Origin of the sequence: Corynebacterium sp. AOP40-9SA-29 (assembly GCF_052377405.1) — a bacterium.
Classification (GTDB): Bacteria; Actinomycetota; Actinomycetes; order Mycobacteriales; family Mycobacteriaceae; genus Corynebacterium.
Window position 1 is genome coordinate 911,257 of record NZ_JBQSWR010000001.1, and the last position, 19,538, is coordinate 930,794.

The 19,538-nt window shown below is 69.2% G+C and carries 18 protein-coding genes and 2 pseudogenes; 13 read left to right on the forward strand and 7 right to left on the reverse strand.

The features are described from left to right. The first annotated feature begins 97 nt into the window (after positions 1-97). The 5 genes from ACT3SZ_RS04280 (at position 98) to ACT3SZ_RS04300 (ending at position 3,643) form a co-directional block, all read left to right on the forward strand. On the forward strand, positions 98-571 hold the full coding sequence (locus tag ACT3SZ_RS04280) for a hypothetical protein (protein WP_444616957.1): 474 nt from the start codon (positions 98-100) through the stop codon (positions 569-571). Further along, complete coding sequence (locus tag ACT3SZ_RS04285; RefSeq protein WP_444616958.1) at positions 568-1,209, forward strand: N-acetylglucosamine-6-phosphate deacetylase; 642 nt, start codon at positions 568-570, stop codon at positions 1,207-1,209. The genes ACT3SZ_RS04280 and ACT3SZ_RS04285 overlap by 4 nt, the downstream gene beginning before the upstream one ends. Positions 1,210-1,260: 51 nt before the next feature. Next, complete coding sequence (locus tag ACT3SZ_RS04290; RefSeq protein ID WP_444616959.1) at positions 1,261-2,430, forward strand: hypothetical protein; 1,170 nt, start codon at positions 1,261-1,263, stop codon at positions 2,428-2,430. A 113-nt stretch (positions 2,431-2,543) separates the two neighbouring features. Then, on the forward strand, positions 2,544-3,191 hold the full coding sequence (locus ACT3SZ_RS04295) for a GtrA family protein (RefSeq protein WP_444616960.1): 648 nt from the start codon (positions 2,544-2,546) through the stop codon (positions 3,189-3,191). Then, complete coding sequence (locus tag ACT3SZ_RS04300) at positions 3,188-3,643, forward strand: GtrA family protein (protein ID WP_444616961.1); 456 nt, start codon at positions 3,188-3,190, stop codon at positions 3,641-3,643. The genes ACT3SZ_RS04295 and ACT3SZ_RS04300 overlap by 4 nt, the downstream gene beginning before the upstream one ends. A 69-nt stretch (positions 3,644-3,712) precedes the next feature. Here ACT3SZ_RS04300 and ACT3SZ_RS04305 read toward each other — a convergent pair whose 3' ends face one another. Both ACT3SZ_RS04305 and glfT1 read right to left on the reverse strand, forming a co-directional pair. Continuing rightward, positions 3,713-4,156 carry a hypothetical protein gene (locus ACT3SZ_RS04305; protein ID WP_444616962.1) on the reverse strand — a complete coding sequence of 148 codons (444 nt, stop codon included), beginning with the start codon at positions 4,154-4,156 and terminating at the stop codon, positions 3,713-3,715. 178 nt (positions 4,157-4,334) lie between these two features. Continuing rightward, complete coding sequence (gene glfT1 / locus ACT3SZ_RS04310) at positions 4,335-5,270, reverse strand: galactofuranosyltransferase GlfT1 (RefSeq protein WP_444616964.1); 936 nt, start codon at positions 5,268-5,270, stop codon at positions 4,335-4,337. Between the two features lie 117 nt (positions 5,271-5,387). On the opposite strand from glfT1, the pseudogene ACT3SZ_RS04315 reads away from it, so the two are divergent. The 5 genes and pseudogenes from ACT3SZ_RS04315 to ACT3SZ_RS04335 all read left to right on the forward strand — a co-directional run. After that, a pseudogene (locus tag ACT3SZ_RS04315) lies at positions 5,388-6,677 on the forward strand (NAD(P)/FAD-dependent oxidoreductase); the annotation flags it as partial. Positions 6,678-6,764: 87 nt separating this feature from the next. Next, positions 6,765-7,478: pseudogene (locus ACT3SZ_RS04320) on the forward strand (DUF1365 domain-containing protein); the annotation flags it as partial. A 3-nt stretch (positions 7,479-7,481) separates the two neighbouring features. Continuing rightward, complete coding sequence (locus tag ACT3SZ_RS04325) at positions 7,482-8,789, forward strand: class I SAM-dependent methyltransferase (RefSeq protein WP_444616965.1); 1,308 nt, start codon at positions 7,482-7,484, stop codon at positions 8,787-8,789. Further along, complete coding sequence (locus ACT3SZ_RS04330) at positions 8,786-10,216, forward strand: class I SAM-dependent methyltransferase (protein WP_444616966.1); 1,431 nt, start codon at positions 8,786-8,788, stop codon at positions 10,214-10,216. The genes ACT3SZ_RS04325 and ACT3SZ_RS04330 overlap by 4 nt, the downstream gene beginning before the upstream one ends. Beyond that, the gene (locus tag ACT3SZ_RS04335; protein ID WP_444616967.1) at positions 10,159-11,007 is read left to right on the forward strand and encodes a DUF1295 domain-containing protein; all 849 of its coding nucleotides are present in this window, start codon (positions 10,159-10,161) and stop codon (positions 11,005-11,007) included. The genes ACT3SZ_RS04330 and ACT3SZ_RS04335 overlap by 58 nt, the downstream gene beginning before the upstream one ends. Here ACT3SZ_RS04335 and ACT3SZ_RS04340 read toward each other — a convergent pair. Both ACT3SZ_RS04340 and ACT3SZ_RS04345 read right to left on the reverse strand, forming a co-directional pair. Next, the gene (locus tag ACT3SZ_RS04340; protein WP_444616969.1) at positions 10,979-11,491 is read right to left on the reverse strand and encodes a MarR family winged helix-turn-helix transcriptional regulator; all 513 of its coding nucleotides are present in this window, start codon (positions 11,489-11,491) and stop codon (positions 10,979-10,981) included. The two genes, ACT3SZ_RS04335 and ACT3SZ_RS04340, sit on opposite strands and share 29 nt — an antisense overlap. Before the next feature lie 335 nt (positions 11,492-11,826). Then, on the reverse strand, positions 11,827-12,354 hold the full coding sequence (locus tag ACT3SZ_RS04345; protein ID WP_444616970.1) for a helix-turn-helix domain-containing protein: 528 nt from the start codon (positions 12,352-12,354) through the stop codon (positions 11,827-11,829). Between the two features lie 282 nt (positions 12,355-12,636). On the opposite strand from ACT3SZ_RS04345, the gene ACT3SZ_RS04350 reads away from it, so the two are divergent. Then, the gene (locus ACT3SZ_RS04350) at positions 12,637-13,008 is read left to right on the forward strand and encodes a histone-like nucleoid-structuring protein Lsr2 (protein ID WP_444616971.1); all 372 of its coding nucleotides are present in this window, start codon (positions 12,637-12,639) and stop codon (positions 13,006-13,008) included. Positions 13,009-13,204: 196 nt separating this feature from the next. Continuing rightward, the gene (locus ACT3SZ_RS04355; RefSeq protein WP_444617054.1) at positions 13,205-15,040 is read left to right on the forward strand and encodes an amino acid transporter; all 1,836 of its coding nucleotides are present in this window, start codon (positions 13,205-13,207) and stop codon (positions 15,038-15,040) included. Positions 15,041-15,044: 4 nt separating this feature from the next. Here ACT3SZ_RS04355 and ACT3SZ_RS04360 read toward each other — a convergent pair whose 3' ends face one another. The 3 genes from ACT3SZ_RS04360 to ACT3SZ_RS04370 are packed head-to-tail and all read right to left on the reverse strand — an operon-like array spanning position 15,045 to position 17,847. Further along, entirely contained in the window at positions 15,045-15,866 is an 822-nt protein-coding gene (locus ACT3SZ_RS04360; protein WP_444616972.1) for an anti-sigma factor domain-containing protein, read from the reverse strand. A 1-nt stretch (position 15,867) separates the two neighbouring features. Continuing rightward, the gene (locus ACT3SZ_RS04365) at positions 15,868-16,467 is read right to left on the reverse strand and encodes a sigma-70 family RNA polymerase sigma factor (protein ID WP_444616973.1); all 600 of its coding nucleotides are present in this window, start codon (positions 16,465-16,467) and stop codon (positions 15,868-15,870) included. Between the two features lie 21 nt (positions 16,468-16,488). Next, a complete protein-coding gene (locus ACT3SZ_RS04370) occupies positions 16,489-17,847 on the reverse strand; it encodes a hypothetical protein (RefSeq protein WP_444616974.1) in 1,359 nt (452 codons plus the stop codon). A gap of 244 nt (positions 17,848-18,091) precedes the next feature. Here ACT3SZ_RS04370 and ACT3SZ_RS04375 point away from each other — a divergent pair, with 244 nt between their 5' ends. Beyond that, positions 18,092-19,534, forward strand: a complete 1,443-nt coding sequence (locus ACT3SZ_RS04375; RefSeq protein WP_444616975.1) for a hypothetical protein — start codon at positions 18,092-18,094, stop codon at positions 19,532-19,534. Positions 19,535-19,538 lie beyond the last annotated feature (4 nt).

Here is a 19,538-nt window from a genome sequence, read left to right on the forward strand (position 1 = left end):
TGGCCCTGAGTGTGGCGTTCATGTCCGGGTGCTGTTCTACACTCGGTGCCAGGAACGTATCCGCGAAAAGTAGAGCGCGTTAGAGCGAAGGAGCACCATGGGCAGGTCAGCACGGCCATTAGCGCCATTGTCGTCGAGGGAATTCCGGATCGTCGCCGCCACCACACTGGGCGACTGCCTGGTGCGCGACCTGGTGAAGCGCACGTGGCCTCGCCGGATCGGCCAGACGGCGGTCGTGGCCACCGGTGCCGGCCTGATTATGGCCGGGGAGTGGGAGGCCCTGTCGGATGCCGAGCGCGAGCAGATCTCCACCGGTATTGCTGACCTGCGCGAGTCGTTGGACGCCGGCCCGGTCCCCGGTACCGTCACGTTGGTGGCGGGTACCACCGTGGCCCTCGGCGTGGGTGCCTGGGTGAACGGCAAGTTGGACGCCGCGGGTGCGGCGGTGGTCACCGCCGTGGGCGGACGGATCCCGCTGGTGGGCAGGGTGTTCCGTGCCTTGCCGTCGACGACCTTCGGTGCCGCGCAGGTCGGCGTCCTGTACGTCCTGAACGAGCGGGCACGCGGATGACGGCCGCGACGGGGACGTCGGGGACGTCACAGTCGGGCCAGGCTGGCGGCACCCGCGCGCAGGATCCGCCGGTGATGGTCGCCGCCACGGTCGGCGAGGTCACCGCAGTGTGGCAGGTGGAGGTCGACGCCCGGGTACTGCTCGGCGACTTCAGCGGCGCGTGGCTGGTGGACTCCGACGGAGTGCACGGTTTCGCCGCGGACGCCGACTGGATCGAGGGCCGCGATGACCGGGACACGGTGCTCTCCCTGCTGCTGCGTCACCCGGTGTTCCTCGCCGAGGGAACCGGGCCGGACGGCGCGAACGGTGTGCGCACCGTGGATGTCGAGGCGACCGTGCAGGCCGCGCGCGCTGGGGTGGAGCGCAACCGTGCGGACTTCGCCGAGGCGAACCCGGGCAAGCGTCAGCCGTCCTGGGGCGACCCCGACGACATCGTCTTCGAGGTCGCCGAGTCGCACGCGGTCCCCGGGGCGAGCCTGCCGCAGGGCCTCGACGGCGACGCCGCCACCGCGGTCGTGCGCTGCATGGCCACTGCCCGTGCGGTGCGCGGGCTCGTCCGCAGCTGGAACAGTGTGGAGAAGCTGCGTGTGCAGCGTCTTGGCGGGGAGTTGCGCGCCCTGCCGCTCGTGCTGAATTGACCCCATTACTCCGGCGGCAGAGCGTCGGCAACGTCGCTACCCTTGGGTGGCATGAACGCACGGCATGCTCCCCGGACGGACCGCACACGCGGCCCGGCGGCTGGTGACGGTCTTGCCGCGGTCCTGCGTCTGCCGACCCTCCCGCTGCTGGACGATGCGCCGGCTGAGCCCGCCGTTCCCGCCGAACCGACCACGTTGCTCATCCTGGCGGAGTACCACCGCCCGTCGGCGGGTTTCCACACCCGGGCGTTGGGCCTGAACGACCGGCTGTCCGTTGCCGAGACCGTGCGTGCCGTGCTCGTCGCTTTCGACTGGCCGGGTGCCACCACGATGCTGGACGACACGGATGCCGGGCCGACCTGGTCATTGCAGGCACGTCGCAGTGACCGGCTGCGGGTCTACAGCCGCACCGCCGGGCCGATCGGCACGCCACTGGGCGAAGCGCTGGGACGCGATGGGACGGCCACCCTGCTTGTCGACGACGTGGTCCTTACCCTCACCACCGCCGGGGCGATGACCCGTGACGAGCACACTCCGGACGCGGTCTGCCTCGCCGGGGACTTCGTGCCCGAGTCGCGTGGCGACCCGGGCGGGGTGGGGCGCACCGTCGCGCCGGACGCACTGGTCTTCGACACCACCGCCGAGTCGGCGGAGGGGCCGGGGTTCCCACGCGATGTGGATCTGGCCGCGGTGAACGTCGCACTGACCGGGGAGGAGACCGTGGAGGAGATCCTCGACGGACTCGCCCCGGAGTTGCGTGAGCTGCTGTTGGCGGGGGACCTGTACGAGTTCACACCCCTGCTGCAGGCGCTGGACCTGGGACGTCCGGCGCAGGTGCCGGACTTCGCCAGGACCGCGTTGGACGGAGTGCCCGCCGAATCGACTCCCGTAGGGCGGGCCGCGGCGTGGGCCAGGATCGTGGCGCTGTCGACGTTGTCTGATCGGGCGACCGCCGGCGAGATCTCCGAGATGCTCATGGCGGCCCTGGGGTTCACCCGTGCCGATGCAGACATCGCCCCAGGCGGTGGCCGGCTGTCCACCGACCCGCTGAATGCGGCGGAGATCAGGTCGCTGTCCGCGGCGACGGGATGGGCGTTGGCGTCCTGCGGAGCGGGTACCGGAGAGGACGCGCGCGCGGTGGTGACACCGCTGGTGCCACGCCGCAGCCTGCTGGAACGTCTCGAGATGTACCGCTACCTCCTGCAGCGACACGAGGGCTGAGCCGACACGGCGGGGTGTCGGTGAGGTTTCGCAATTTCCCCGAGTGCCAGTAGCGTATGTCCGATAAGTCTCCGGACACTTGACCTGACACCTGAACAGAGAGGACGCCCGTCGTGACCGACGCGATCGCTGAACAGCCGGGCTCCGCCGCGGACGAGCCGGGTGAGCCGGGTAACGGCGCCGTCCGGCTGTCCACCGCCGAGCGCTACCGCCGGCTGATCCGGCAGTTTCTGAAGTTCGGCATCGTCGGGGCGTCCGGCGTCGCGGTGAACTCGGCGGTGATGGTGGTGGCGAACAAGACCACCCAGTGGTTGTGGGACTTCGACGGCCACCACGCCTTCGCCAACCTCTTTGGCACCCAATTCCACATTCGCTGGTACCACGTATTTTCGGTGCTGGCGTTTATCGTCGCCAACTTGTGGAACTTCAACCTGAACCGTCGGTGGACGTTCCGCACGTCCGGCAAGTCGAACTGGTTCCGGGAGATGGTGCCGTTCATGCTCGTCGGCGTGGGCGGGCTGCTGGTGACTCTGCTGGTGCAGACGGCGCTGGTCAACCCGGAGTCGCCGGTGGCGCTGTCGCGGGAGATCTGGGACGGCTCCACCGGGCTGCGTGACCCGATCTACTGGGGCAACCTGCTGGGCGTGTGCTTCGCCATCCCGGTGAACTTCCTGGTCAACAAGTTGTGGACGTTCCGTGCCGCGCGTGAGCACTACATACCGACGCAGGTGACGCCGTTGCCGGGGAAGGACGAGAAGTGACGGAGAAGCAGGAGACCCCGGTGGCGCAGGTGGATTCGGTGCCTGGGGAGGTCGAGCGTTTGACGTTGAAGACCCAGTTGTTCCGGTTCATCATGACCGGTGTGGTCGGCGCGGTCGTCGACTTCGGCAGCACCTACCTGCTCTACCTGCTGGGGCTGGGGGACGGCACCTCGAAGACCATCGGTTTCGTGCTGGGCACGCTCACCGCGTACCTGATCAACCGCCGGTGGACCTTCCAGGCAGAGCCGTCGGTGAAGCGGTTCGTGGTCACGATGATCGCTTATCTCGCGACCTACGCGGTGCAGGTCAGCCTGTACACGTTGAGCATTCCGTGGCTGGAGGACATGGACCTGGACCAGTTCTGGGTACGTGCGATCAGCTTTGTGATCGCACAGGGCACCGCCACGGTGCTGAACTTCATCATCCAGCGCTGGGTGATCTTCCGTAGTTGAGGGGACGATCGGCTTCGGCGGGCGTGATGGATCGTCACCAGCGGACGGCGTCGCGGACGCCGTGCTCGGTCAGGACGGGGGTGCTGACGAGGACGGAGGTTCTGTCGTACGGCAGATCTCTTCCCAGTCTTGGGGATAAGCGAGCGTCTGGTCGCCGCTCTTATGGGGTTTGCCGACCACAATTTGGCCGGCGGAGTCACTGATCCTGGACCGGGTGGACTCGGCATTCCGGAATTGAGTGTTGGAGTCTGCATCGCTGAGTTCTGGTGTGACCGTGATCTTTGAGTCCGGGTCGGTGGTCGCTGTGCCGACCTCTGAGACATCCCCGGAGACCTCCCAGGAAACAGGCTCGGTCGGTGCCGGGTCCCCGAGGACGAAAGTGAATGCGCCGGAGGCTGGTTCCGCAGGTGTGTACTCGGCGATGGTGGTGCCGTCCGACGCTACGGTGACCCCCTCGATCTCCTCGCCGCAGGTATTGACGAAGACGGTCAGCCGCCCGGATTCGTCCTCCATCGTCCCGGAATCCCCAACGAAGGTCGGTTGGCCGCATGCTGCCAGCGGGAGAAGCGCAAGCGTGGGAAGGAGGAGTTTCCTGCGGTACACGGGTGATCATCCTTGATTCGGGTTGACACTGTTTCTGTCGAGCGTACGGTGTCGAACGCCGCGTGGCGGCGAGACTGTGGCGGGCAGGCTACGGCCGGAAGAACTTCTCCCCGCGCCCCTTCGCCTGCAGTGCCAGCCAGTCACGGAAGCCCTTCACGTCGCGTCGCTGCACCAGGAAGAACCAGCCGAAGCGTGCGTACTCCTGCGGCAGCAGGCGGCGCATACCGGGCTGGTTCATCAGGAAACCGCGGTTGCGGTAGGTGAAGTAGCGCTTCGTGTCGTTGTCCGGGTACTGGGTGTGCATCCGGCCGCCGAGGATCGGCTTGAACTCATCGGCACCGTCGGGGTGCAGGTAGGACGTCGTCAGGCAGGTGCCGAACGGCAGGCCGGAGCGCACCAGCCGACGGTGGTACTCGACCTCGTCGCCGCGGATGAACAGGCGGTAGTCGGGCACGCCGATGACCTTCATGGTCTCGGCGCTGACCAGGGCACCGTTGAAGAGGCTGGCGATGCCGGGGAGGAAGTCGCCCTGCAGTTCGTGCAGGTAGCGTCGCCACACCACGCCTTGGCGCAGGGGGAAGGCCAGTCGTTCCGGCTCGTCGATGTTGCACACGGCGGGGGAGACCTCGGCCAGTCCGTGGGACTCGGCGACGTCGTAGAGGTTCTCCAGGACGTGGTCGTCGGCGGGACGTCCGTCGTCGTCGGCGCACCACACGGCGTCCACGCCGAGGGAGAGGGCGGTGAGGAAGCCCAGGGCGAAGCCGCCGGCACCGCCGAGGTTCGTCTTTGAGGGGACGTACACGGCGCGGTCGCCGGCGAGTTCCTCGAGCAGGACGCGCACCTCGTCCTGGTCGCCGTTGTCGACGACGATGACCTTGTCGACCGGGTGGGTCTGGTCGCAGACGATGGCGAGGGAGTTGCGCAGGAGCGCGACGCGTCGGTGGGTGACGATGACCGCGGCGGTGGTCCCGTCGCGGTGGAGCTGCGCTGCTGACTGCGCGGGTGACTGCCTGGGTGACTGCATGGATGTCATTGTGCCACGCGGTCGGCTGCAGACCAGGGTCGGCGCGCTCTCGGGAAAATCGCTAACCTGGTTGAACTAACTAGGATGGGAAGTGACGCCATGGAACACATCGATCCGATGGACACGCTGGACCCCACTGCGACGCGACCGCGTATCGCCGTAGTCGGCGCGGGCGTCAGCGGATTGACCGCCGCGTATGAACTGTCCACACGCGCGCAGGTCACCCTGTACGACGCCGATGATCGGGCCGGCGGCCACGCCGACACGACCACGGTCACCACCACCGGTGGCGAGGCGAACGTGGACACCGGTTTTATCGTCCACAACGACCGCACCTACCCGGTGCTGACCAGGCTCTTCGACGAACTGGGGGTGCGCACCCAGCCGGCGGAGATGTCCCTGTCGGTGCGGGCCGACGACGCGCACGGCGGCGCGGGGCTGGAGTACGCCGGCGCGCGCGGTGCCGCCGGGCTCTTCGGTGACCGACGCAACCTGTTGCGTCCGGCGTACCTCCGGATGCTCGGGGAGATCCTGCGCTTCCACCGCCGCGCCCGCCAGCTGCTGGCGGTGGATACGGGCACCCCAGAGGAACAGACGCTGGCGCAGTTCCTGCACGAGGGCGGGTTCTCCGACTACTTCGTGAAGCATTTCATGACGCCGCTGGTGGCCACGGTGTGGTCCTGCGAACCGGACACTGCGGGCAGCTACCCGGCGCGGTACCTGTTCACCTTCCTCGACCACCACGGCATGCTGCAGGTGTTCGGCTCGCCGCAGTGGCGCACGGTCGTCGGCGGGTCACGCGAGTACGTCCGGCGCGTCACCGCGGCGATTGCCGGACGCGGCGGGGAGGTGCTCACGGGCACGCCCGTCATCGGTCTGCGGCAGGACGCTGGGTCGGTCGTCGTCACCGTCGCCGACGGCACGTCCCGACGTTTCGACGGGGTCGTCGTGGCCACCCATCCGGAGCAGGCTCTGGACCTGCTGGAGGAACCGTCGGCGGTGCAGCGTGAGATCCTGTCGGCGATCCCGTACTCGCGCAATGAGGTTCAGCTGCACACCGACACCTCACTGCTGCCGCGGGCGGCGGGAGCGCGGGCGTCGTGGAACCACCTGGAACGCGACGGCGGGGGCGTGGTGGTCACCTACGACATGACCCGGCTGATGCGGTTACCGCACGCCGACGGGACCCGCTACCTGGTCACGCTGAACGCCGCGGACCTGGTCGACCCGGCGACGGTGCTGGCCACCCGCCGCTACGGGCACCCGGTGTACACGCCGGCCTCGGTGGCGGCGTCGCGCCGGGCGCGTGAACTCGATACCGGACGCATCGTCTTCGCCGGAGCCTGGCAGGGCTGGGGGTTCCACGAGGACGGTGCGCGGTCGGGGCACGATGCCGCGGCGCGGCTGCTGCCGGCCCCGGAGTTGGCCCCGGAAGCACAGCCGGCACAGCAGGCACCGTCCCAGCGTCCGGTGAACCGCGTGCTGCGGACCACGGTGCGCCACGCGCGCACCTCCCCGCTGGTGCACCGGTTCACCAACCGTTCGTGGATGTGGCTGGTGGACCTGGACCACCTGCCGGACCACGGGGCGGCGTCGTGGTGGCGTGGCGCGTTCGTCGCCGGCGACCACCTGGGCGACCCGGGGCGCAGCATCCGAGACAACATCGTCGACCTGCTCGTCGAGCGTGGGGTACACGTCCCGGTGGGGCGCGTGGTCATGGCGGCGATGCCGCGGGCGTGGGGCAATGGCTTCAACCCGCTGTCCGTGTTCTGGTGCGACGCCGAGGACGGTTCGCCGCTGGCCACGGTCCTGGAGGTCCGCAATACCTACGGCGGACGCCACGCCTACGTGGTGCGTCCGGATGCGGCGGGCCGGGCGCGGGCGGACAAGGAGCTCTACGTCTCCCCGTTCCACGGCACCGACGGGAGTTACCGGATCCGGGCCCCGCAGCCGGTCGACGGCCGGGTGCAGGTGGGGATCACGTTGGAGACGCCGGGCTACTCCTTCACCGCCTCGGTACACGGGCGTCCCGCCCACGACGGCCGACCCCGCTGGTCCGACACCGTGCGAGCGGCACCGGCGGCACTGCTCACCGCGGTGCTCATCCGGGTGCACGGCGTGTGGCTGTGGGCCCGTCGCCTCCCGGTGCAGCCACGACCAGACAGCCCCTCAAAAGCCACCCAATACACCACCCAGAACGGAGCCTGACCAGTGAACTCCCCCGTTGACACCACCGCAGACACCACCGCACGCACACCCCTCACCCCGCCCGTGCCCGCCCTGGTACAAGCCCCGGCGCACCCGTCCGGTCTCGTGCCGGCACCGCCGCAGGCGCGGATGGCCGCCCGCGTCACCCGCCGGCTGCTGGTGCGCGCGGCACGCACCGCGGGTATCACCGTCGCGCACGCCGGCGACCCTGCACAGGCATTGCAGGACGCCGACCTGCGCGTCCTGCGTCCCGAGGCGTTCTACGCCCGGTTGGGCGCCCGCGGTCTCACCGGCTTTGGCGAGTCCTACACCGCCGGGGACTGGGAGGCCGACGACCTCGCCGGCACACTCACCGCCCTGTGCCGCAGGTTCACCACCCTGGTACCTGGCTGGATGCAACGGTTCCGGGCTGTCTACCTGCGGCGACGACCACGTTCCCAGCGCAATACGGTGGACGGGGCGCGGGCGAACATCAGCCACCACTATGACCTGTCCAATGACTTCTTCGCCGCCTTCCTCGACCCGGGCATGAGCTACTCCTCGGCCCTGTTCGAGCAGCCGGGGTTGGACCTGCGTGCGGCGCAGGACGCCAAGATGGACCGCGCCCTGGACCGTGCAGGCGTCGGCGCGGGCACCCGGTTGCTGGAGATCGGCACCGGCTGGGGCGAGCTGGCGATCCGCGCCGCCGGGCGTGGCGCGCGGGTGCACACGGTCACGCTCTCCGCCGAGCAGGCGGCCCTGGCCCGGGAGCGCGCGGCGAGCGCCGGGGTGGGCGACCTGGTGAACGTGGAGATCCGCGACTACCGGGAGGTCACCGGCACCTACGACGCGGTCGTTTCCGTGGAGATGGTCGAGGCCGTCGGCCACGAGTACTGGGACGACTACATGGCGGGCATCCGGGAACGCCTTGCACCCGGGGGCACCGCGGTCGTCCAGGCGATCACCATGGACCACGACCGCATGCTGGCCTCGCGGGACAACGCCACGTGGATCACCACCTACATCTTCCCCGGCGGGTGCATCCCGTCGGTGCCTGCGCTGGACGCCGCGGCGCGGCGGGCGGGCCTGCGTCCCGGGGCCCGTCGCTTCTTCGGCGCGGACTACGCCACGACGCTGGCCCTGTGGGACGAGGCGTGTGAGCAACAAGCCGGACGCATCGGGGAGCTCGGATTCGACGTTCAGTTCCGGCGACTCTGGCACTTCTACCTGGCGTACTGCCGGGCGGGATTCACCGCCGGCTACATCGACGTCGGCCAACTGGAGTTCCACCGGCCGGTGGACTCCACGACAGAACGGGAGGAACGGTCATGACCGGGACGCGGAATGAGGATGAGGGCGTCGCCGGACGCCTGGCGTCGGTGGTCACGCAGCTCGCCGGGGTGGCCCCGGAGGAACTGCCGGTGCGGTTGCGCGCCTGGGACGGCAGCGTGGCAGGGCCGGACGCCGCGGCGGATGTGCCGACGCTGGTGATCAACGACCCGCAGGCGCTGACCCGGTTGTTGTGGTCGCCAGGTGAGCTGGGCCTGGCGCAGGCCTATGTCACCGGGGAGATCGACGCGGAAGCCGGGGACGGGGACGGGGCCGGAGCCGGCGACCCGCTCGCCGAGGGGTTCGCCCGCCTCACCGCGCTGGCCCGGCGTCCGGACGTCCGCCTGCGGATGCCGGCGTCCTCCCCGGGTTCTGCCGGGCTCGTAGGTCTTGCCGGGGTCGCTGACGTGCTGCGCACGGTGCGCGAGCTGGGTGTGGTGCGGCGGCGTCCGGCACCACCGGCGTCCCAGGCGCACCTGCGCGGCCGGCTGCACACCCGTGACCGGGACCGTTCGGTCATCGCCCACCACTACGACCTGTCCAATGAGTTCTACGCGCAGATCCTCGACGAGACGATGTCGTACTCCTGCGCCTACTTCGGTGAAGATTCCGGTGCAGACGCCGGTGCGGCACCGGCACGTACACTGGCGGACGCCCAGCGCGCGAAGCTGGACCTGCTGTGCACCGCCCTGCAGCTCAGCGAAGGTCAACACCTGCTGGACGTGGGCTGCGGTTGGGGGTCGACCGCGGTGCACGCCGCGGAGAATTATGGGGTGCGTGTCACCGCGGTGACGATCTCATCCGCGCAGCGCGACTGGGTTGAGCGGCTCGTGCGTGAGCGCGGGCTGGAGGACCGGGTCACTGTGCTGCTGCAGGACTATCGCGACGTGCGGGGTGTCTACGACGCAGTCTCGTCGGTGGAGATGGGGGAGCACGTGGGCCAGCGCAACTACCCGACGTTCATCCGCACGCTGCGCGACCGGGTACGTCCCGGCGGGCGGATACTGCTCCAGCAGATGTCGCGCCGGGGCCGTCACCCCGGCGGCGGGCCGTTCATCGAGGCGTTCATCGCCCCGGACATGCACATGCGCCCCCTGGGGGAGACCGTGGCGATGCTGGAGGACGGCGGCCTGGAGGTTCGCGCCGTGCGGGGGATGCGCGAGGACTACGCCCGGACCGTGGACCACTGGATTGACCGTTTCCTCGGTAACCGGGAGCGCATCGTGGAACTCGTCGGCGAGGAGGTCTTCCGCGTCTGGCACCTCTACCTCGTCGGCGGCGGCATGGCGTTCCGGCAGGGGCGCATGGGAGTCGACCAGATCCTGGCCACCCGCCCGGGGGGGGGACGCGGTTCACGGCACAGGGGACGAGCATGTTTACTGACTGGCTGGGCGTCGCGCTGGCCTGCGCCGCGACGACCGTGGTGGTGATGGTGGTCGTGGCGGTGGTGGTGCGCCGGACGGGCCGGGTCGCGGTGATGGACGTGCTGTGGGGTCCGCTGATCCTGCTGAACTCGGTGACGGCGGTGCTGATCGGTGGGTCCGGCGCGGGGGCGTGGCTGATGCTCGCGGTGGTGGCCCTCTGGGCCGCGCGGCTCTCCCGCCACCTGGTCACCCGCGTCGGCCACGATGTCGAGGACCCCCGGTACGCGGACCTGATGGAGAAGCCGGCGTCCTCCCTGCTGACCTCCGTACTGCTACCGCAGGGTGCGGTGGCGTGGCTGGTGTCGGTGCCGCTGCAGGTCGCGGCGGCGGCTGGAGCTCCAGGAGGCACAGGTGCCGCGGAGGCACAGTGGGTGCTGGTTATCGTCGGTCTGGTGGTGGCGTTGGCGGGGCTGGTGGTGGAGACCATCGCTGACCGGCAGCTCGACGCCTTCCGGGCGCAGGGGACGTCCGGTCGGGTGATGGGCCGTGGACTGTGGTCCTGGAGCCGCCACCCGAACTACTTCGGCGAAGCAGTGGTGTGGTGGGGGATCTGGATCGCCGCCGTCGGTGCCGTGACCGCTCCGGGGCTCGGTGCATGGCCGGCTGCCCTGACAGCACTCCTGGCGCTGGTGTCCCCGGTGGCGATGACCGTGACGCTGGTGTGGGGTACCGGGGCCCGCCTGCTGGAGAAGCGGATGGAGGGGCGCGCCGGGTGGGAGGACTATCGGCGGCGGACCTCGATGTTCATCCCGCTGCCGCCGCGGGGTGCTACGCCCCGGGGGACTCCGGAGACGTAGCGGTCTCGGGGGACTCGGGGGTCTCGGGTTCGACGGAGTCGGTGAGCGCGTCGAGGAACCTGATGATGGCCTGCCGGTCGCCGGACGGCACCGCGTGGGCGGCCTGCAGCATCTTCTCGTGCATCGGGGACAGCCAGTCGTCCACCTCCTCGTGGGAGTGTTCGGTGGCGACGATCACGACGGAACGCCGGTCGTGGGGGTGCGGGGCGCGGCGCACGTGCCCGGACTCGGTAAGCCGGTTGAGCAGCTTCGCGGTGGCGGCGGTCGAGATGTGCAGTGCGTCCGCCAGGCCGCGGGCGGTCACGGGCGTGCCGGCGCGTTCGCAGGCGATGATGTGCCGGACGGCCTCGGTGTCGGTGGCGTTGATGCCCATGTCCACCCCGAGATGACGCCGCATCTCCTGGTCGGCGCGGCGGAAGCGGCGGACAGCGTGCAACAGAGCCACTGCGGGGTCCGTCGCGTCGTACCAGTAGTCCGTTGACATGTATCCAGCATAACCGGTCGGCACAACTAACTCATATAGCTAGACTGGCGAGGTAAGCGGGTATCGAGGGGTATTCATGGTAGCGGCATCTGGAGGGCGGGCACCGGGTGTTGTTGGTGTTGAACCGGAGGGGACACCCCAGGGCGTATGGGGAATCAGTGCAGGTCCGTCGTGGGAATATCCCCGCTAAGTCAGCGTCTGGGCAGAGGGGATGTCGGCGTGTCACGGAGTCGATAACTCGCCCCAAAACCAGGGTGAGGAAGACGGTCACCAACGAGCGTAACTACGTTTATTTTTAGCCGAGGATATTAAACGCCATCGCGATATTAGTCGTATTAAGTCTCCGGATTCGGAATGTCGAGATGGCCCCAAATCCTCCCGATCGTAGAGACCGACAGTCCGGTACGGCGGGCAAGCTCCCGACGGGTCCAGCCCGTCGTGGTCGCCCGGCTGTGGTGGCGTCCGGGATGATGTGCCTTCAGCACTGCGCGGATCTCCTCGATGCTCATCGACGGCGGCCGCCCCGGGCGGGGGTCGTCGGCTAGGCCATCGAGTCGGCGTTCGACGAACCTGCTGCGCCACTTGCCAACGGTCGGGCGTGACACTCCCAGATGTTCGGCGACGCGGGTATTCGGCGCTCCGGTAGCGCAGGCCAGGATAATCCGGGAGCGAAGGGCTAGCTGTCCGGGCTCGCTGGGCTCGCTGGGGTCTCCTGCCCCTGCGGCCTCTGCGGTCGTCGATGGTGCATCCGGCGCGGATTTTGCCCACTCGGTCAGTGTCTCCCGTTCCTCGGGGGACAGTGTCAGCGTCGTCTTCGGGCGCCCTGGCGGGCGTGAGTTCCGGAGGCCGGGATTGTCGGTCATATCGCTAGCCTAGCTAGCAAGGTGCGACCTGTGCCACTTTTCGAGTTTTAGGAAACGGAATGACGGAATGGGGGTAATGATCCTCGATGGGCGAACGATAAATGTCCTTTCCCTTCCACTGTCGCCGCGACGTACGGTTTCCTGAGGTGTCATCGACGGTCCGGAAAATTAATGCGACAGCAAAAATGCTTTAGGTAAGAAAGCGTGTGACGTTTGGGGGCGGTGCTATGGGGACGCACTGGACTCCGGGGAAAAGGAGGGGTCAGTGGTAGGCTGAACCGAATGGGACGACGAACAGTAATTACCTACGTAGACGACATTGACCGTGAGGAACTGGCACCCGACGAGGTGCGGAACGTGAACTTCGGCTTCCGCGGCACCGACTATGTCCTGGACCTCTCCGAGCTCAACGCCGAGATCTTCGCCGAGGAGCTCGAGCCCTACCTCAAGGTGGCCCGCAAGGTCCGTGCGTCCTCCGGGCCGCGCCAGGCGAAGGGCACCCTGTCGGCCAATGCTGCCCGCGTGCAGCGCGCCAAGCGCAACCAGCGCATCCGTGACTGGGCCAATGACAACGGCTTCGTGGTCTCCTCCCGGGGCAAGCTCTCCGACGAGGTCATCACGGCCTATGAGGTCGCGAACCCGCAAGACATCTGACCTGCTAATACCTCTTGTCGCCGGGGGTGCGCAGGCGTAGCTTTTTGCTATGCGTAGAGCGCAGGACCACCCACCGGTCCGCCGGGACGCCTTCACCGCTCAGGTGCCGCGTCCCCTCCGAACCCCCGGCTACAACACCAGTCACAACACCAGCCACAACACTGGACACGACGCCCGCCACCCCTGGTGGGAGGTCATGTGCCTGTCCGGTGTCGACTACTTCTCCACCCTCGGCTACCAGCCGGGCATCGCCGTCGCCGCGGCCGGAGCACTGGCTCCCGTGGCAACCCTGGTCCTGGTGGCCGTGACGCTTCTCGGTGCGGTGCCGGTCTACCGGCGCATCGCCGCCGAGTCGCCGGACGGTCTGGGCTCGGTCGGCATGCTCGCCGCCATGGTCCGCGGATGGCGCGGGAAACTCCTGGTCCTCGTGCTGCTCGGCTTCGCCGCCTGTGACTTCATGATCACGGTCACGCTGTCCGCCTCGGACGCGGCGACCCACCTGCTCAGCTCCTCGACCAGCCCCTGGTTGATGCCGGTCACGCTGATGCTCGTCGGCCTGCTCGCCGCGGTGTTCCTCAAGGGTTTCACCGAGGCCGTGCGGGTCTCCGTAGTACTCGTGGGCACTTACCTGGCCCTGACCACCGCGGTGGTCGTCGCCGGACTGTGGCGCATCCTCACCGAGCCGGGCTACGTGGCCGACTGGACGGCCGCGCTGTCCGCCCAGCACAACAGCGTATGGGCCATGGCAGCGGTGGCCGTGCTGGTCTTCCCGAAGCTGGCGCTTGGACTGTCGGGCTTCGAGACCGGGGTGTCGGTGATGCCGCTGATCCGCCCGGGCCCCGAAACGGACCCCAGAGCCGACCCAGCAACGGAACCAGGCACCGCGGCGCGTGACTCTCGCATCCGCGGGGGACGCCGCCTCGTGCTGGTCAGCGCGCTGGTGATGAGCGCCTTCCTCGTGGCGTCCTCCCTGTGTGTGACGATGCTGGTGCCCGCCGGGCAGCTGGCGTCCGGCGGCGAGGCCAACGGCCGCGCCCTGGCGTGGCTGGCGCACGAGCAGTTCGGGCCGATTGTCGGCAACCTCTACGACGCCTCCACCATCGCGGTGCTGTGGTTCGCCGGTGCCTCGGCGATGGCGGGGATGCTCGCGCTGATCCCGCGCTACCTGCCCGCCTATGGCATGGCACCGCGGTGGGCGCGACGCTCACGTCCGATGGTGGTCGTGCTGACCGGTGTGGCGGTGCTGCTGGTGCTTCTCTTCCGCGCCAACGTGGACGCCCAGTCCGGCGCCTATGCCACCGGTGTGCTGGTGCTGCTGTTCTCTGGGGCGCTGGCGGTGACGCTGCACACGCGCCACAGCAGTAGTCGCCGCGCAATCCTGTTCGCACTGGTCACGGTGGTGCTGGGCTACACCCTGGTGGCCAATATCGTGGAGCGTCCCGAAGGGCTGCGGGTGGCGGCGTGGTTCATCATGGGCATCATCGTGGTCTCGGCGGTGTCGCGCACCCGCCGCTCGCTGGAGCTGCGCGGCACCGAGATCCGGTACGACGCCGCGGCACAGCACATCCTGCAGGCCGCTGCCGCCGGTACCGGGGAACTGCACCTCGTCGCGTCCTGCGCGCAGGACGCCGCGGGGGACGGTGCGGGTGACGTGGCGGCGCGGGAGCGCGGCGTGCGCCGCGCCAACCACCTGCCGGCCGACCGGGCCTTGGTGTTCCTCGAGGTCAGCGTGACTGATGCCAGCGACTTCACTTCCGTGCTCGAAGTTACCGGCCGGGCCGTCGACGGGGTGCCGGTACTGAACGTCACGGCCACGACCATGCCCAATGCCATCGCCGCGGTCGCCCTGGACGCCCGGGAGCACGTTGGTGTGGTGCCCGACCTCTACTTCGAGTGGGGGACGGGGACGCCTGTGCGCGAGATGCTGCGCTACCTCGCGGTGGGCCGTGGCCACAATGCCGCGGTCACCCGCGAAGTGCTGCGCCGGGTGGAACCCGACGAGGCCCGCCGCCCGCGTGTGCACGTGGGGTGACGGCTCAGCCGGCTGTGTCCCCTTCGCCGCCGAGCGCGAGCACGACCACGGGGTCGCTCGTCGGTGCCGGTGAACCGCCGGCCGGTTCCTCGGTGACGGCCATCGCGGCGGGCCCGACCCCGCCCGAAACGACCCCGTCGGCGTTCACGCTGATGATCCCGTCGGAACCGTCGAACAGGCCCGCCGAGGCCGGCTCGCCGGCATCGTCGAGGGCCCACAACTGGTAGACGCGGTCGTCGGCGACCCCGGGCAGGTCGCGGGCGATAACGGTCATCTCCCCACCGGCGGCGACGACGGCCACGGACCCCTGAGTACCGTCGCCGACACCTTCCGAGGTCACCGTCGCATCGGGGGAGGTGAGCAACCGGGTGATCTCCCGGGTGGTGTCCTCGGCCTGCACCGAGGTGTTGTGCTGGGAGATCGCCACCGTCAGCGACGGCACGGCGACGGCGAGGGAGACCGCGGCGACCGCCGTCATCACCCAGGCCGTCCTGCGGGAGCGGCGGTAGCCGTCCAACTGGGTGACCGGCGCGACCTGTGCGTCCGGCGCCGCCGGCGCATCAGGGGTATCGGCACCGTCCTCGGCGAGGCGGCGCATGACCGCCTCCTTCACCTCCGGCGGCGGGGCGGTCTCGTGCACCGCCGCCAGCTGCGCGGCGACCTCCCGGTAGCGGCGCAGCGCGGCCGCCGCGTCCGGGTCGGACGCCGCCAGCGCCTCGGCCTCCCGCACGTCCTGCGCGGAGTCCAGGGCGTCGAGCGCCAGCCCGACGAGAAGTTCCTCGGTTCGGTCACGGTCAACATCACGATCACGGTCCGGTCCGGTCATCTCAACTCATCTCCAAACAGGTGCGCATGCGCGACAAGGCCGAGCGGATACGGCTCTTCACCGTGGCCAGCGGGGCGGTGAGGTGGCGTGCCACCTCGGAGTAGGTCCGTCCACCGAAATAGGCGGCGACCAGCGACTCGTTCTCCAGGTCCGTGAGCTCGCCCAGGCAGTGACGCACCCGATCGGACTCCTCGCGCCGGAGCAGGTCGGTGTCCACCCCGCCCGAGCCGCCGGCAGCGTCCGGCACGTCGACGTCCCGGAACTCGTGGTGGGTACGGTGCTCGCGGTCCCGGCGGGAGGACTCCGAGCGCACCCCGTCGACGGCACGACGGTGCGCGATCATCGCCGCCCAGGCGTACACGGTGCCGCGGGCGGGATCGTAGGACGACGACCTCGTCCACAACTCCAGCATCACCTCCTGGGTCGTCTCGGCGGCGATGCCCTCATTGCGCAGGACACGACGGCAAATGCCGTGGACCACGGGGGATACCTCGTCGTAGAGAAGGCCAAAGGACCCCCGGTCGCCGGCGGCGGCACGCTCGACCAGTGCGGTCAGCTGCGTCTGGTCCCGTCGCCCGGGGTCGGGGGTCTGCTGGGTCATGAGGTCGATCATAGAGATGGTTCAGTCGACAAGAGCACCCTTGAGCGACTGGATCGTCCCGGCCACGGTGGAGATGTGTCCGGCCAGGCCCTCGGCCAACTCGTCGGCGTTGAGTTCGCCGTTGGTGATCTCGGCGAAGAACTCGCCGGCCTGCGGACGGTAGCCGTCGAGGTTCTCCAGCGCCTCATCCGCTGCGGCGGTGTCGTCGGTGGCCAGCGCGTTGGCGTAGTCCACGAAGTAGCCGATGTGCTCGCGCCACAGCGCCAGGAACTCCTCGCCCTTCTCCTCGCCGGCGACGGAGCCGACCGCCTCCGACAGGGCCATGGAGTTGTGGTCCAGGGTGTCGGCTGCTGCGGCGAACGCCTCGGAGTCGGTGCCGCCCTCGGTGGTGTAGGCGGTGAACACGGCGACCCCGGCGAGGTACACGTGCTCCTGCAGCCCGGTGGCCAGGGTGACGCGCAGGGTCGCGGCGTCGTCGGTGGCATCTCCCTCGATGTCGTTGCCCTCGGCGAGTCCCGAGGCCAGCGTGGCGATGAAGTCGCCACCGTGGGACGCCGCGGAGTGCAGGTCCCCGTAGGCGGCGGTGTCGCCGGCGGCGAGGGCGTCGATGGCCTGCGAGAGACTGTCGACGTGGTGCTGCAGGCCCTCGGTGGCCTCACCGGCATCGATGACGCCCTGGGACAGTCCGGAGAACGCCTCGCCGGCATCCATCGTGTACTGCGTCAGGTCATCCTGGGCGGCGGCCTTCGCAGCCTCGTCACCTTCCTTGGCGGCGGTGGCGTAGTCCACGAAGTAGCCGATGTGGTCACGCCAGAGCTCCAGCACGGCGTCGCGCTGGTCCGGGTCGATCGTGGCGACCATGTCGGCCAACGCCACGGCGTTGGCGTCCAGGGCGTCGGACGCGGCGGCGAAGGCGTCGGAGTCCGCGCCCTCGGTGTAGGCGGTGGCCACGGCCATGCCCGCGAGGTAGACGTGTTCCTGCAGGTTGGACGCCAGGTCGGCGTGCAGGGTGGCGGCGTCGGAGTCCGGGTCGCCGTCGATGCCGGCGGCGGCGACGATGCCGTCGGCGAGGGTCTGGCCGGTCATCGGCATGTGGGACGCCGCGGTCATCGCGTCGGCGAAGGGGTCGCCGGTGCTCACCGGGGTGATGTCGCCGCCGGAGCCGTGGTCGGAATGCTCGTCCATGGTGGAGTCGGTCATGTCGTCCATGTCGGAGGTGCTTGAGGTGCTGGAACTTCCTGAGGTCATCGAGCCAGTCGAGCCGTCGGAGCCGTCCGAGTCGTCCGAACAGGCGGCGAGGGCCAGGATCAGGGCGGCGGCAGAGCCGATGGCGACCGTCTTGGCGGTGTAGGTGGTGCGCTTGGTGTACTTCGTGGACATGGTGGGCACTCCTCGGTGTGTGGGCCTGACGTGAAGCCCGGGGGATGGTGTCACCCCTGAGTTCGGAGCCAGACGCACCGCGGATTGGTCGGGTGGGGAAAAAGTTTCGGGAAAGTTTTCCGGTCGCCGTCAACCGGGGTGTTGCGCGACCCGTCCACCGGGTGTTCCTTAGAATGATGGGCGACGACACAGTGTTTGCAGTCGTTACCCTTCATCTTTTTCTTCGTCACCACAGGAGCCCACCATGGTCGCAGCATCGCTGGACACGTTGACCGTCATGAAGGACCTCGACCAGCTCCGGGACCTGGCCGACGAGAACTGGGACGCGCTGACCTCCGCCGGCCACGCTGCGGCCTTCCTGGCCCAGACCGCGGAACTGGACACGGTGTCGCTGCGCGTTGGTGAGCTCTCCGTCGACGACCCGAGGCTGCGCAGTGTGCGGGACCTCGCCTTTGCCCGCTGCGTCGCCGCGCAGGCGTGCCAGCTCGGTGAGGAGCTCGAGGCCGCGGCCTCCCTGCTCGCCGCCCTGTCACTGTCGGCGGGCGACCCGGTGATGCTCGCGACCGCCCGGCTGCACCTCGCCGAGGCCGCCCTGCTCCAGGGGCGGAAGGAGGACGCGGAGAACCTGGCGCTCAGCGTGCGCATGGCCGAGGGCGAGATCGATGCCACGCCGGTGGCCGGGGACCTCCTGGAACGCATCCGCCGGCCCGAGCCGGAGCCGGAACCAGTACCCGAGCCGGAGCCCGAGCCCGAGTTCGTCCTGCCCCAGACCGTCACGGCCTCGATGACCTGGGACGACCGTGTCCGCGAGCTCGCCGCCGAGCCGTTCATCGAGGACAACGATGCCCGGTGGGACGAACTGCTCGCCGAATGCCGGCACAGCCTGGAGGCTTCCCGCGGTACCGGCGACCTGTCTGCCCTGCGGCACCGGTTGGGGGAGCTGATGGACGTCATCACTGGTTCGCCGTCGTTGGAGTCCCCGCACTTGCGGCCCGAGGTGATCACCCGCGCCGTGGGCGTGTACCGCCTGCAGCAGTCGGTCATGGAGGCCCTCGGGGACTCCATCCGTGCACGCCAGGACCGCAACAGGTTCTTCGAGGCCGTGCTGTCGCGGGTGAACCGCGAGCTCCCGAGCTCGGTGCCACTGGACGACAGGATCCTCATCATCCGCCTGCACCTCAACCTCCCCGCCGAGGTCACCGGGCACGACCCGGAGGCGCGCAGCGGGTACGCCTCGCAGCTCGCGGAGCTCTACCAACGCAAGAACGACCACAATGGCGAGATCATGGCCTTCCTGGAGAAGGGCGCGTGCCTGGAGAAGGCGGGCCGGTTGGCCGACATGTACGACGTCTACGAGCAGTCGCTGAACCTCTCGCGGCGCTACGGGCTGACCAGCGGGGTCATCTGGTCCACGATCCGCCTGTCCTACGCGCACTTTCTGGCCAAGGACCCCCGCACCGCAACACAGCTCCTACTGGACATGGATGAGCGGCTCACCGAGGACGAGGTCAGCGGGGTCGATGAGCGCGAAGCCTACGCCGAGGCGAAGGTCGCGCTGGCCAACCTCTTCGCCCACGCCGGTGCACAGGACGGCTCCCAGCGCTACTACGGGGAGGCCGCAGACATCTTCCAGTCGATCGGCAACGACGGCCGAGAGTGGGAGTGCCGGCAGAATTCCGGGCAGTAGTCGG

Excerpts from the sequence above, each read along its gene's own strand:
- ACT3SZ_RS04370 (WP_444616974.1), bottom strand. The coding sequence starts at position 17,847 with ATGTCCACGAAGTACACCAAGCGCACCACCTACACCGCCAAGACGGTC.
- ACT3SZ_RS04375 (WP_444616975.1), top strand. The coding sequence starts at position 18,092 with ATGGTCGCAGCATCGCTGGACACGTTGACCGTCATGAAGGACCTCGAC.
- ACT3SZ_RS04285 (WP_444616958.1), top strand. The coding sequence starts at position 568 with ATGACGGCCGCGACGGGGACGTCGGGGACGTCACAGTCGGGCCAGGCT.
- ACT3SZ_RS04290 (WP_444616959.1), top strand. The coding sequence starts at position 1,261 with ATGAACGCACGGCATGCTCCCCGGACGGACCGCACACGCGGCCCGGCG.
- ACT3SZ_RS04350 (WP_444616971.1), top strand. The coding sequence starts at position 12,637 with ATGGGACGACGAACAGTAATTACCTACGTAGACGACATTGACCGTGAG.
- ACT3SZ_RS04365 (WP_444616973.1), bottom strand. The coding sequence starts at position 16,467 with ATGACCCAGCAGACCCCCGACCCCGGGCGACGGGACCAGACGCAGCTG.
- ACT3SZ_RS04335 (WP_444616967.1), top strand. The coding sequence starts at position 10,159 with ATGTTTACTGACTGGCTGGGCGTCGCGCTGGCCTGCGCCGCGACGACC.
- ACT3SZ_RS04345 (WP_444616970.1), bottom strand. The coding sequence starts at position 12,354 with ATGACCGACAATCCCGGCCTCCGGAACTCACGCCCGCCAGGGCGCCCG.
- ACT3SZ_RS04355 (WP_444617054.1), top strand. The coding sequence starts at position 13,205 with ATGTGCCTGTCCGGTGTCGACTACTTCTCCACCCTCGGCTACCAGCCG.
- ACT3SZ_RS04330 (WP_444616966.1), top strand. The coding sequence starts at position 8,786 with ATGACCGGGACGCGGAATGAGGATGAGGGCGTCGCCGGACGCCTGGCG.
- ACT3SZ_RS04360 (WP_444616972.1), bottom strand. The coding sequence starts at position 15,866 with ATGACCGGACCGGACCGTGATCGTGATGTTGACCGTGACCGAACCGAG.
- ACT3SZ_RS04280 (WP_444616957.1), top strand. The coding sequence starts at position 98 with ATGGGCAGGTCAGCACGGCCATTAGCGCCATTGTCGTCGAGGGAATTC.
- ACT3SZ_RS04340 (WP_444616969.1), bottom strand. The coding sequence starts at position 11,491 with ATGTCAACGGACTACTGGTACGACGCGACGGACCCCGCAGTGGCTCTG.
- ACT3SZ_RS04305 (WP_444616962.1), bottom strand. The coding sequence starts at position 4,156 with ATGGAGGACGAATCCGGGCGGCTGACCGTCTTCGTCAATACCTGCGGC.
- glfT1 (WP_444616964.1), bottom strand. The coding sequence starts at position 5,270 with ATGCAGTCACCCAGGCAGTCACCCGCGCAGTCAGCAGCGCAGCTCCAC.